This window comes from Aeromicrobium jepli (assembly GCF_047246605.1).
Lineage (GTDB): Bacteria > Actinomycetota > Actinomycetes > Propionibacteriales > Nocardioidaceae > Aeromicrobium.
Genome location: NZ_JBFOKO010000005.1, coordinates 30,871 through 42,124 on the forward strand (window position 1 = coordinate 30,871; position 11,254 = coordinate 42,124).

The following is an 11,254-nucleotide window of genomic DNA, read 5'->3' on the forward strand; positions in this document are numbered from 1 at the left end:
TCGGGCGTGCGCCGCACTGAGCGTGGTTCACTCGCACTTCGCGTGGTTCGCAACCCACGCGAAGTGCCAGGAAACCTACTTAACCGGGGAAACCGTCACCCGGCCGCGCCACACTGAGGGCATGCGAAGGGTCGTGCTGCTGCGGGCGGTCAACGTCGGTGGCGCCAAGCTGCCGATGGCCGAGCTGCGCGAGGTCGCCCAGCAGCTGGGCGCGACGAACGTGTCGACGTTCATCGCCTCGGGCAACCTGCTGTGCGACGTGGACGATCCCGAGGCCTTCGACCGCGCGCTCGAGCAGGCGATCGAGCAGCGGTTCGGCTTCTTCCGCGAGGCCGTCAGTCGCTCCCCCGCCGAGCTGCGCGACGCGCTCGCCGCTCACCCGTTCGAGATCGACGCCGGGCGCAAGGTGAACCACATGTACTTCCTGCTGCGGCCGCCGTCGCCCGAGCAGGTCCGGGCGCTCCTCGACCGGGGCCTGCCCGAGCAGCTCGCGGTCGTGGGGCGTGACCTGCACATCCGCTACGCCGAGGGCGTCGCGGCCAGCAAGCTCACCCCGGCGCTCGTGCTGAAGACGCTCGGCAGTCATGGCACCGGACGTAATCTCAACACTGTGGAGAAGCTGATCGCGCTCGCCGATGTCTGACTGGTTCGACCGCCGCTGGCTCGTCCTGACGGGCGCCGGCGTCAGCACCGACTCGGGCATCCCGGACTACCGCGGACCCGACGCCGTCCCGCGCCAGCCGATGACCTACCAGGAGTTCATCGCCTCCGAGCGCAACCGCCAGCGCTACTGGGCCCGCGCGCACCTGGGCTGGAGCCGGATGGGCACCGCGGAGCCGAACTACACCCACCACTTCCTCGCCGAGCACCAGGACAGGCTCGTCGGCCTCATCACGCAGAACGTCGACGGCCTGCACGAGAAGGCCGGCTCACGCGAGGTCGTCGACCTGCACGGCCGCCTCGACCGGGTCGTCTGCCTCGACTGCGGCAACGTGGTCGGCCGCGACGAGGTCCAGGACCGGCTCGACGCGCTCAACCCCGGCTGGACCGACCAGGACGTCACGCTCAACCCCGACGGCGACGTCGAACTGGACGACACGTCGGGGTTCGCCGTCGCCGAGTGCACCCAGTGCGGTGGCCGGCTCAAGCCCGACGTGGTGTTCTTCGGCGAGTCGGTGCCCAAGCCCAAGGTCGCGCACTGCTTCGACCTCGTCGACCGGGCCGGGCGTGAGGGCGCGGCGCTCGTCGTGCTCGGCTCGTCGTTGCAGGTCATGAGCGGCCTGCGGTTCGTGCGTCGCGCGGCCAAGGACGGGACCGAGGTCGTCATCGTCAACCGCGGCGCGACGCGCGGCGACGACCTCGCCGACGTGCGCATCGACGACGGGGTGGCCGAGACGCTCCGCCGGCTCAGCGGGGAGTAGTACCCGCATCGAGCGCCCGCGAGGAACGAGCGAGTGCATCGAGATCACGGGAGTTCAGATGATCTCGATACACCGTCTCGCTGCGCTCGCCGACCCTCGATCACCGGGGCGGAGGCGCGGATCAGCTGAGCTGGCGCAGGCGCACGGTCTCGGGCAGCGAGGCGAGCTCCTTGAGCACGTCGACGCCGACCTCGGCCGACACGTCGGTCACGACGTAGCCGAGCTCGCCGCGCGTGGCCAGCTGCTGGCCCTCGATGTTGACGCCGTGGTTGCCCAGGATCGTGTTGATCGTGGCGAGCACGCCCGGCGCGTTGGTGTGCACGTGCGCGAGGCGGTGGCGGGCCGGGTCGCTGGGCAGGTTCAGCTCGGGGAACGTCACCGACAGGTTCGTCGTGCCGGCCTTGGCGTAGGCGCGCAGCTTCGACGCGACGAAGCGGCCGATGTCCTGCTGGGCCTCCTCGGTGGAGCCGCCGACGTGCGGCGTCAGGATGACGTTGGGCACGCCGCGCAGCTCGCTCTCGAACGGGTCGCCCTGGGCCTTCGGCTCGACCGGGAACACGTCGAGCGCGGCGCCGGCGATGTGGCCGGACTCGAGGTGGCGGCGCAGCGCGGCGGTGTCCACCGCGATGCCGCGCGACAGGTTCAGGAACAGCGAGCGGGGCTTCATCGCCTTCATCTGCTCGTCGCCGAACAGGCCCGCGTTGCCGGGACGGCCGTCGACGTGCAGCGAGACGACGTCGGCGACGGACAGCAGCTCGTCGAGCGTGGCGCACTTCTTGGCGTTGCCCAGCGCGAGCTTGTCGTCGATGTCGTAGAACACGACCGACAGGCCGAGCGCCTCGGCGATCACCGAGAGCTGGCTGCCGATGTTGCCGTAGCCCACGATGCCGAGCGTGCGGCCGCGGACCTCGTGGCTGCCGGCGGCGGACTTGTTCCAGACGCCGTTGTGCATCGCGGTGGACTTCTCGTGCAGGCGGCGGGCGAGCGAGATGATCTCGGCGATCGCGAGCTCCACGACCGAGCGCGTGTTGGAGTACGGCGCGTTGAACACCGCGACGCCGTGGCGCTTCGTGGCGGCGAGGTCGATCTGGTTGGTGCCGATGCAGAACGCACCGATCGCGAGCAGGTCGGGCGCGTTCTGCAGGACCTTCTCGGTGATGTACGTCGTCGAGCGGATGCCGAGCAGGTGCACGCCCTGGATCGCCTCGATGAGCTCGTCCTCGCCGAGCGCGGCGCTGCGCGTCTCGACCTGGTAGCCCTTGTTGCGCAGGAAGTCGGCGCCGTCGGCGTGGATGTTCTCGAGCAGCAGGACCTTCACGTCCTGGTCGTCGATCGTCGTCAGCGGCTCGTGGACGTCAAAGTTCATGGTCATCATCGTCATCGTGTGTGGCCTCCGGGTCAGCGGTCGATCGGGCTGACGCGGGGCCCAGGCGAACGGTCCCGTAAGTCGTGCTGCCCCATCGCTCCCTGGTGGTAACCACCTCAACGCCAGTCGCGACCGAACTGTTCCATCGTAGCGGGCCGCCCGAGCCGGCGCGGACGCGTCCGGATCGAGGTCAGCCGACCGTGGAGCCGGTCATCTTCTCGACGACGTCCGCGGGGACCTCCTGCGGCAGGTTCGCGAGCCGGACCTGGCCCTGCGCGATGAGCCTGCCATCCTGGTCGACCGAGTCCAGGTGCCACAGCTGCTGCGTCCGGCCGCGGTGGATCGGCGTAGCCGTCGTGGTGATCGTGTCGCCGTTCTTGGCCTGGCGCAGGAAGTCGGTCGAGTTGTTCGTGCCGACGACGACGCCCTTCGTGCCGATCCAGATCTGGCCGGCGATGCTGGCGGTCGACTCGTGGACGGCGCAGTAGATGCCGCCGTGCGGGATGCCGAACGGCTGCAGGTGCCGGTCGGTGATCGTGAACCGCACGACGACCTTGTCCGCGGTGAGCTCGACGTGCTCGACGCCCAGCAGTCCGTCCAGTCCGGGGAGTTCGCTCATGCTCGGACTCTAGCCAGCGCGCTCCGGCCGTCGGCACCGAATGGGGCGGACTGAAGTCGCGCGCCTTGAACGTCATACCCCCTAGGGGTATGATCGGAGCATGGAGCACACACACCCCGGATACGCGGACGACAAGGTCGCCGTGCTGAAGCGGCTGGCCCGCGTCGAGGGGCAGGTGCGCGGCATCACCCGGATGGTCGAGGCCGACACCTACTGCATCGACGTGCTGACGCAGGTCAGCGCCGCGAAGAAGGCCCTCGACGCCGTCGCCCTCAAGCTGCTGGACGAGCACCTGGCCCACTGCGTGGCCGATGCTGCGGCGAAGGGCGGGCCCGAGGCCGACCACAAGATCAAGGAAGCATCGGACGCGATCGCGCGTCTCGTGAGGAGCTGAGATGAGCACCACCACCACGTACGACGTCACCGGCATGACGTGCGGCCACTGCGCCGCCGCCGTGACGCAGGAGGTCAGCCAGATCGAGGGCGTCGAGGACGTCAAGGTCGACGTCGAGTCCGGCAAGGTCGTCGTCACCAGCGCCGCCCCGCTCGCGCACGACGACGTCGTCGCCGCGGTCGACGAGGCCGGGTACGCGCTCAAGCGCCCCGGCGAGCTGCCGGTGGTCTGACATGAGCACCGACACCGAGCACACCCACACCGGGCACCCGGAGGGAGAGCCGACGGTCTACCGCCTCGACATCGGCGGGATGAGCTGCACCTCGTGCGCGGCGCGCATCGAGAAGAAACTCAACCGCCTCGACGGCGTCGAGGCCAGCGTCAACTACGCGACCGAGAAGGCCACCGTCCGCACGCACGGCCACGTCGACCCGCAGGCGCTCGTCGAGACGGTGGAGAAGACGGGGTACAGCGCGCAGGTCCACGACCCGCACGCCGAGCACCCCGGCCACGGCGGCCTGCACTCGGCCGAGTCGATGCGCAAGCGACTCGTCGTCTCGACCGTCCTGACGATCCCCGTCCTGGCGATCTCGATGATCCCGGGCCTGCAGTTCACGGGCTGGCCATGGGTCGCGCTGGCCCTCACCACGCCCGTCGTGCTGTGGGCGGCCTACCCGTTCCACTGGTCCGCCGTCCTCAACGCGCGGCACGGCACGGCCACGATGGACACGCTCATCAGCATGGGCGTGACCGCCGCTTACGCGTGGTCGCTCGTCCAGCTGTGGCTGGGCGTCACGGGCCACGGCGTCGAGCACGGGCACTACTACTTCGAGACGGCCGCGGCGGTGACGACGTTCATCCTCGCCGGCCACTACCTCGAGGCGAGCGCCAAGACCCGGTCCAGTGCCGCGCTGCGCGCCCTGATGGACCTCGGCGCCAAGCAGGTCACGGTCCTGCGCGACGGGCGCGAGGTCCAGGTGCCGATCGAGCAGCTGCACGTCGGCGACATGTTCGTCGTCCGCCCGGGCGAGAAGGTCGCGACCGACGGCGAGGTGGTCGACGGCGCGTCCGCGGTCGACGAGTCGATGCTGACGGGCGAGTCCGTCCCCGTCGAGGTCGCCGTGGGCGACACCGTCACCGGCGCGACCGTCAACCAGTCCGGCCGGCTCGTCGTCCGGGCGAGCGCCGTCGGCCAGGACACGCAGCTGGCCCAGATGGCGCGCCTGGTCGAGGAGGCCCAGGAGGGCAAGGCCGAGGTCCAGCGGCTCGCCGACCGCATCTCGGCCTGGTTCGTGCCCGGCGTCATCGCGATCGCGGCGGTCACCCTGCTGGTGTGGCTGCTGGTCGCGCCGGGGATCGGCGCGTTCGAGGCCGCGGTCGCGGTGCTGATCATCGCCTGCCCGTGCGCCCTCGGTCTGGCCACGCCCACCGCGCTCATGGTCGGCACGGGGCGCGGCGCCCAGCTGGGCATCCTCATCAAGGGCCCGCAGATCCTCGAGTCGACGCGCACGATCGACACGATCGTCCTCGACAAGACCGGCACGGTCACCACCGGGACGATGGCGGTCACGCACGTCGACCCCGCCCCCGGTGTCGACGAGCAGCGGCTGCGTCGGGCGGCGGCGTCGGTCGAGGCGGCCTCGGAGCACCCCGTGGCGCGCGCGATCGCGACGCTCGCCGAGCCCACGCCCGTGAGCGATTTCCGCAATCACGCCGGACAGGGCGTCGAGGGCGTCGTGGACGGCCACGTCGTCCGCGCCGGCCGGCCCGGCTGGGTCGGGGCGCAGGTCCCGGCCGAGCGCACCGGCACGGTCATCGGCGTCTCGGTCGACGGCGAGGTGCTCGGCACGATCACCGTCGCCGACACCGTCAAGGAGTCGTCGCGCGACGCCGTGGCGCGCCTGCGCCGGCTGGGCCTCGAGCCGATCCTGCTGACGGGCGACAACGAGCGCGTCGCGCACGCGGTCGCCGCCGAGGTGGGCATCGAGCACGTCCACGCCGAGGTCACCCCGCAGGACAAGCTCGACGTCGTGCAGTCGTTGCAGGGCGAGGGCCGGGTCGTGGCGATGGTGGGCGACGGCGTCAACGACGCCGCGGCGCTCGCCGGGGCCGACCTCGGCATCGCGATGGGCACCGGCACGGACGTCGCCATCGCCGCGAGCGACCTGACGCTCGTGCACGGCGACCTGGCCACCGCGGTTACGGCCGTCGAGCTCTCCCGGGCGACGCTGCGCACCATCAAGGGCAACCTGTTCTGGGCGTTCGCGTACAACGTCGCGGCGATCCCGCTGGCCGCCCTGGGCTTCCTCAGCCCGATGATCGCGGGGTTCGCGATGGCCGCCAGCTCGGTCTTCGTCGTGACCAACTCGCTGCGGCTGCGCCGCTTCGGCTGACCCGTCGCGCCCCGTGTGACTCAGCGCCAGCGGAAGCGGTCGACGACACCGGCCGCGACCGGCACGCGCGAGAACGCGAGGTACACGCCGAAGCCGGCGGCAGCACCGAGGACGTTGAAGACGAGGTCGCTCACGTCCGCCACGTGGCCGCCCCGCAGGTAGTGCGCCGTGACGAGCTGGGTCGTCTCGATCGTCAGGCTGAGCGCCGCCGCCACCAGGAGCACCCGCGGGAACGACGGGCGCGTCACGAGCAGCGGGATCAGGACGCCGAGCGGCGCGAAGACCACCATGTTCGTCACCGCGTCGGCCACCTCGTAGTCGCCGGGTGAGAAGTACACCCGCCACGGCGGGCGGTCGGCCAGCAGGTCCAGGTGGATCGGGAAGACCGTGTTCGCCACGACGCCCGCGGCGTACACGCACAGCGCGACGGCGACGGCCGCGCGCGGCGCGGAGAGCAGGCCGCGGCGCCGGAGGCGAGCCAGCAGGACCAGCAGGACCACGGCCGCCACGGGGATCACGACGGGCAGCACCGGAACCTCGCGCAGCACGGTCGTCGAGCCCTCTCCCACGTGGCCGTGGCGGGGTGCCGAGGCCGGGTGACCCATCCTGCACGAGCCACCGGGGCGCCCGCGGGCGAACCCCTCGTCTCCCCCGCGCATCCCCCCGGTTCCGGGGGGAGGTGGCCCGGATCGGGCGTCTCGATGCGACGTCCGGGGGCGCGTCGTGACACCATGCCGGGGTACAGCGGCGCCGGATCGGGCCGAGCCGCCCTGTCGAGGGGAATTCCCATGAACGTCCGCAAGACCGCCGCTGCCCTGGCTGCCCTGAGCCTGTCCTTCGGCCTCGCCGCGTGCGGCGGCGGCCAGTCCGTCGACGAGGCCTGCAAGGTCGCCGAGTCCGAGGTCAAGGACGCCATGGGCGACATGACCTCGATCGACGCCACCGACACGGACAAGGCCACCGACACGGTCAAGTCGATGAGCGACGCGCTCAAGAAGACGCAGGACAAGGTCGAGAACGACAAGGTCAAGAAGGCCGTCGGCGACCTGTCCACCGAGTTCAGCGAGCTCGAGACGGTCTTCGCCGACCTCAAGGCCGCCGGCAGCGACACCACGAAGCTGACCGCGGTCTCGGAGAAGATGAGCACGATCAGCCAGGACGTCCAGGCCAAGGGCGAGAAGCTCGACGAGCTCTGCGACTGAGTCCTCCGCGACGACGCCGCCGGTCCCCGGGCCGGCGGCGTCGTCGTATCGGGCGACGGGCGAGTGGTGTCGATGGCCCCGGACTACCCTGACCGTATGACCGTCCTGACCGTCTCCGGAGCCCTGTTCGTGCGTGAGCGGATCGCCATCGAGCCCGATGCCGTCGCCACCGTCAAGGTGGTCGACCACGAGGGCGAGGTGCTCGCCGCGACCGCCGTGACGGCCTCCGAGGTGCCCGTCGAGTTCTCGGTCGCGATCGACCCCGAGATGGTCGACGGCGACCTGTTCGTGTGGGCGTTCCTGCGCAACGGCGACGCCGGCTGGGGCACCCTGGAGCTCGTGCCCGCCGACGAGCCCGAGATCGAGCTGAACCGGATCGGGGCCTGACCCCGTGCCGCGCCCGGGGCCGACCGTCACGCACCTGAGCGACGCCGAGATCGCCGCGGACAACCGCCCGGTCCTGCGGCGCATCGCGACGCTGCTGCGCCCCTACCGCGGCAAGATGGCGACCGTCGGGGTGGTCGTGATCGCCTCCGCGGTCCTGACCTCGATCGTCCCGTTCCTGACCCAGGCGGTGTTCGACGACGCCCTGTTCGTCGAGGGCGGGCCCGACCTGGGGCTGCTCGGCTGGCTCGTCGCGGGCATGTGCCTGCTGCCGATCCTGGCGTCCACCCTGAGCATCGCGCAGAACTGGCTGACCTCCACGATCGGCAACTCGGCGATGGCCGACCTGCGCAGCGAGCTCTTCGCGCACCTGCAGAAGATGGAGCTGGCGTTCTTCACCACCACGAAGACCGGCGCCATCCAGTCGCGACTCGCCAACGACGTCGCGGGCGTCCGCACCGTCCTGACCGACACCGCCACGTCGATCCTGCAGAACACCGTCACGGTGACCGCGGCGTTCGTGTCGATGGTGATCCTGTCGTGGGAGCTGACGATCCTCACCGTGATCCTCATGCCGCTGTTCGTGTGGCTGCAGCTCAAGGTGGGCCGCCGCCGCCAGCAGCTCGCGCGGCGCACGCAGGAGAGCCTGTCGGAGATGACCGCGATCACCGAGGAGTCGCTGAGCGTCTCGGGGATCCTGCTGGCGAAGGTCTTCAACCGCAGCGAGTCCGAGGCCGAGCGCTACCGCCGGGCGAACCTCGAGCAGACCCGGCTGCAGGTCGAGCAGGCCATGACGGGCCGGCTGTTCTTCGCGACGGTGCAGACCTTCTTCGCGATCACCCCGGCGATCATCTACCTGGTCGCGGGCTTCATCATCGCGGGCCGACTGCCCGGTGGCGAGGAGTCGCTGACCGCCGGCACGCTCGTCGCGTTCACGACCGTGCAGGCGCGCCTGCAGATGCCGCTGCTGCAGCTCATGCGGGTCTCGCTCGACGTGCAGACCTCGCTCGCGCTGTTCCGCCGCATCTTCGAGTACCTCGACCTCGTCCCGGCGATCGTCGACCGGCCCGGCGCGCGCGAGGTCGACCCGGCCCGGCTGAACGGTCGCATCGAGTTCCGCGACGTGTGGTTCCGCTACCCCGAGCCGCGCTCGCTGACCGGCCAGGGCCCGAAGGAGCGGTTCGAGGAGTCGACCGGCCCGATCGACGCCGCGTCCACCGCGACCGACGACGCGTGGGCGCTGTCGGCCCTGTCGTTCACGATCGAGGGCGGCCAGCTGGCCGCGATCGTCGGCCCGTCGGGCTCGGGGAAGACCACCGCGACGTACCTCGTCCCGCGCTTCTACGACGTGGACCGCGGCCAGGTGCTGATCGACGGGATCGACGTGCGCGACATCTCGCTGTCCTCGCTGGCGGACTGCGTCGGCATGGTGACGCAGGAGCCGTACCTGTTCCACGGCACGATCCGCGAGAACATCGCCTACGCCCGCCCCGGCGCCACCCCCGACGAGATCGTGGCGGCCGCGAAGGACGCCAACATCCACGACCGGATCATGGGCTTCCCGGACGGCTACGAGACCGTCACCGGCGAGCGCGGCTACCGGCTCTCCGGTGGCGAGAAGCAGCGCATCGCGATCGCGCGCGTGCTGCTGAAGAACCCGCGCATCCTCATTCTCGACGAGGCCACGAGCGCCCTCGACAACGAGACCGAGCGGCTCGTGCAGGAGGCGCTGGAGCGCGCGACGAGCGGCCGCACGACGCTCGCGATCGCCCACCGGCTCAGCACGATCCAGAACGCCGACGTGATCTTCGGCCTCGTCGACGGGCGCGTCGTCGAGAGCGGCACGCACCACGAGCTCGTCGACGACGAGGACGGCCTCTACGCGCGGCTGTACCGCGAGCAGTTCTCGGTGCGCCCACAATCGCTGGAATCGCCGCAGGCGAACGCCACGGCGCGCTCGCTGCGCGCCGACATCTCGCTCTGAGCCGGGTGACCCACGCAAGAATGTGATGGCCGTCGCCCGCGAGGACTGCCACAATCGCGCCATGACCGTCGCCTACCTGTGCGTCTCGGCACTGCTGGTGCTGGCGATCGCGACGGTCCGCCACCAGCGCCCGGCCATCTCGGTCCCGGCGGTGGTCCTGCTGCTGTCCACGGCGGGCTGGAACCTCACCCGCGTCCTCCGCGGGCCGGACGACTCCGACCCCAGCACGCTGGCCGCGTTGAGCATCCTCTCGGTCGAGGTCTCCTCGGTCGCGTTCTTCGTCATGTGCCGGCGCCTGGTCCACGGGCGATGGCGCGTGCCGGCGTGGATGTGGATCGCGATGGTCTGGTTCACCACGCTCGTGTTCGTCGGCATGCTGCCGGCCGTCGGCATCACCACCGGCGAGGTGTACGACGAGAGCCCGGTCTTCGTCGCCCACCTCGCCTACAGCTTCGGCTTCCTGGGCGGCGGCATCCTCGTGCTGAGCGTGCGCCAGCACGACCAGTCGCGGCACGTCCGCCGGTTCGTCGCCGCCACCGAGGCCTCGGCGCTGCTGCTCGTGACGTTCCAGGTCGTGCTGCCCGCGCTCACCTCGCTGGCGGCCGCGGTGATCGCGCTGCTCGCGGCGTGGACCACGCGGCACGCCGGCGCGTGGTCCCGCTCGGCGTCGCGTGCCGACCGGCTGCTCGACACGATCGGCGTGTTCATCTTCGTCGTCGACCGCAAGGGCGTCCTGCAGGACTGGAACGGCCCGGCGGCGAGCCTGCTCGAGCTCAACGGCACGCAGGCCCGGCGCGGCCTCGACCTCGCGAGGACCCTCAGGCTGCCGCCGTTCATCGACGGCGCCACCGTGGACGTCGAGATCGAGCACGGCACGCTGCGCATGGCGCTGTCGGTCCACGAGGTCGACCCGCTGCGCCTCAACAGCGACCAGGTCCTGATGTTCCGGCCGACGCGCTCGTCGGTGGAGAGCTCGTCGTTCCCCACCGTCTCGGGCTCGCTCAAGGGTCACGACCCGGCCACGCAGACCCTCGGCCGCAAGGCGGCGCTCGAGCTGCTGGAGCAGGCCGTCGAGGCCGGCACCCCGATCCTGCGGTTCGTCGCGCAACCGCGCTCCGACCGGCGCCCCGACGACCTCATGTTCCTGCTGGCGCGCCGGCTCGAGTCGCGCGCCCACGAGGAGGGCTGGGAGGACGAGTACGAGCTCGCGCGGCTCGACACGTGGACCTTCGTCGGTCCCCTGCTCGAGCCCGACCGCGCGGTCGAGGGCCACGCGCGCTACGACGACCTCGGCATCGAGATCGACCTCACGGTGCTGCGCCCGGGCCCGCAGGAGACGCTCGCCGAGTTCACCCGGCGGGTCAGCGCGACCGACACCGGCGGTGCGGCGCCGATGCGCAGCCGCCGCTGACCCGGGAGGGTCGTCCTGGGACACCACGGCGCCCGGCCGGGTGAGTCACGGTGACTCACCCGGCCCGGCGCTTCCGGGTC

General features: G+C 71.1%; 12 protein-coding genes and 1 riboswitch. Of the genes, 9 read left to right on the forward strand and 3 right to left on the reverse strand.

Annotated features, from left to right (window positions below; translation table 11 throughout):
- The first annotated feature begins 121 nt into the window (after nt 1–121).
- Both AB3M81_RS10895 and AB3M81_RS10900 read left to right on the forward strand, forming a co-directional pair.
- Nucleotides 122–643, forward strand: coding sequence for a DUF1697 domain-containing protein (locus tag AB3M81_RS10895; RefSeq protein ID WP_412903939.1), 522 nt, complete (start codon nt 122–124; stop codon nt 641–643).
- Entirely contained in the window at nt 636–1,421 is a 786-nt protein-coding gene (locus tag AB3M81_RS10900) for a Sir2 family NAD-dependent protein deacetylase (protein ID WP_412903940.1), read from the forward strand. Before AB3M81_RS10895 ends, AB3M81_RS10900 begins: the two co-directional genes overlap by 8 nt.
- A gap of 121 nt (nt 1,422–1,542) precedes the next feature.
- Here the strand turns inward: AB3M81_RS10900 and serA are convergent, their stop codons facing one another.
- Together serA and AB3M81_RS10910 are read right to left on the reverse strand one after the other, a co-directional pair.
- Nucleotides 1,543–2,793, reverse strand: a complete 1,251-nt coding sequence (gene serA, locus AB3M81_RS10905) for a phosphoglycerate dehydrogenase (RefSeq protein WP_412903941.1) — start codon at nt 2,791–2,793, stop codon at nt 1,543–1,545.
- 45 nt (nt 2,794–2,838) lie between these two features.
- A riboswitch (ZMP/ZTP riboswitch) is annotated at nt 2,839–2,927 on the reverse strand.
- Between the two features lie 50 nt (nt 2,928–2,977).
- The gene (locus AB3M81_RS10910) at nt 2,978–3,406 is read right to left on the reverse strand and encodes a PaaI family thioesterase (protein WP_412903942.1); all 429 of its coding nucleotides are present in this window, start codon (nt 3,404–3,406) and stop codon (nt 2,978–2,980) included.
- A gap of 100 nt (nt 3,407–3,506) precedes the next feature.
- Here AB3M81_RS10910 and AB3M81_RS10915 point away from each other — a divergent pair, with 100 nt between their 5' ends.
- Genes AB3M81_RS10915 through AB3M81_RS10925 form a run of 3 tightly spaced genes read left to right on the forward strand, consistent with a single transcriptional unit; the run spans nt 3,507 to nt 6,193 of the window.
- On the forward strand, nt 3,507–3,800 hold the full coding sequence (locus tag AB3M81_RS10915; protein ID WP_412903943.1) for a metal-sensitive transcriptional regulator: 294 nt from the start codon (nt 3,507–3,509) through the stop codon (nt 3,798–3,800).
- Between the two features lies 1 nt (nt 3,801).
- Complete coding sequence (locus tag AB3M81_RS10920; RefSeq protein ID WP_412903944.1) at nt 3,802–4,032, forward strand: heavy-metal-associated domain-containing protein; 231 nt, start codon at nt 3,802–3,804, stop codon at nt 4,030–4,032.
- A gap of 1 nt (nt 4,033) precedes the next feature.
- Nucleotides 4,034–6,193, forward strand: a complete 2,160-nt coding sequence (locus tag AB3M81_RS10925) for a heavy metal translocating P-type ATPase (RefSeq protein ID WP_412903945.1) — start codon at nt 4,034–4,036, stop codon at nt 6,191–6,193.
- Between the two features lie 20 nt (nt 6,194–6,213).
- Here the strand turns inward: AB3M81_RS10925 and AB3M81_RS10930 are convergent, their stop codons facing one another.
- Nucleotides 6,214–6,762 (reverse strand): VanZ family protein, encoded by a 549-nt coding sequence (locus tag AB3M81_RS10930; RefSeq protein ID WP_412903946.1) that lies wholly within the window; start codon nt 6,760–6,762, stop codon nt 6,214–6,216.
- 219 nt (nt 6,763–6,981) lie between these two features.
- Here AB3M81_RS10930 and AB3M81_RS10935 point away from each other — a divergent pair, with 219 nt between their 5' ends.
- From AB3M81_RS10935 to AB3M81_RS10950, 4 genes are all read left to right on the forward strand, one after another.
- Nucleotides 6,982–7,395: a hypothetical protein gene (locus tag AB3M81_RS10935; protein WP_412903947.1), complete on the forward strand. Its 414-nt coding sequence runs from the start codon at nt 6,982–6,984 to the stop codon at nt 7,393–7,395.
- Nucleotides 7,396–7,491: 96 nt separating this feature from the next.
- Nucleotides 7,492–7,782, forward strand: a complete 291-nt coding sequence (locus tag AB3M81_RS10940; protein ID WP_412903948.1) for a YbaY family lipoprotein — start codon at nt 7,492–7,494, stop codon at nt 7,780–7,782.
- Between the two features lie 4 nt (nt 7,783–7,786).
- Nucleotides 7,787–9,763: an ABC transporter ATP-binding protein gene (locus AB3M81_RS10945; RefSeq protein WP_412903949.1), complete on the forward strand. Its 1,977-nt coding sequence runs from the start codon at nt 7,787–7,789 to the stop codon at nt 9,761–9,763.
- Nucleotides 9,764–9,824: 61 nt separating this feature from the next.
- Entirely contained in the window at nt 9,825–11,174 is a 1,350-nt protein-coding gene (locus tag AB3M81_RS10950; protein ID WP_412903950.1) for a hypothetical protein, read from the forward strand.
- Nucleotides 11,175–11,254: the final 80 nt, after the last annotated feature.

Coding starts and splice junctions, on each gene's coding strand:
- AB3M81_RS10895 (WP_412903939.1), top strand. CDS start 122: ATGCGAAGGGTCGTGCTGCTGCGGGCGGTCAACGTCGGTGGCGCCAAG.
- AB3M81_RS10915 (WP_412903943.1), top strand. CDS start 3,507: ATGGAGCACACACACCCCGGATACGCGGACGACAAGGTCGCCGTGCTG.
- AB3M81_RS10940 (WP_412903948.1), top strand. CDS start 7,492: ATGACCGTCCTGACCGTCTCCGGAGCCCTGTTCGTGCGTGAGCGGATC.
- AB3M81_RS10910 (WP_412903942.1), bottom strand. CDS start 3,406: ATGAGCGAACTCCCCGGACTGGACGGACTGCTGGGCGTCGAGCACGTC.
- AB3M81_RS10950 (WP_412903950.1), top strand. CDS start 9,825: ATGACCGTCGCCTACCTGTGCGTCTCGGCACTGCTGGTGCTGGCGATC.
- AB3M81_RS10935 (WP_412903947.1), top strand. CDS start 6,982: ATGAACGTCCGCAAGACCGCCGCTGCCCTGGCTGCCCTGAGCCTGTCC.
- serA (WP_412903941.1), bottom strand. CDS start 2,793: ATGACCATGAACTTTGACGTCCACGAGCCGCTGACGACGATCGACGAC.
- AB3M81_RS10920 (WP_412903944.1), top strand. CDS start 3,802: ATGAGCACCACCACCACGTACGACGTCACCGGCATGACGTGCGGCCAC.
- AB3M81_RS10900 (WP_412903940.1), top strand. CDS start 636: ATGTCTGACTGGTTCGACCGCCGCTGGCTCGTCCTGACGGGCGCCGGC.
- AB3M81_RS10925 (WP_412903945.1), top strand. CDS start 4,034: ATGAGCACCGACACCGAGCACACCCACACCGGGCACCCGGAGGGAGAG.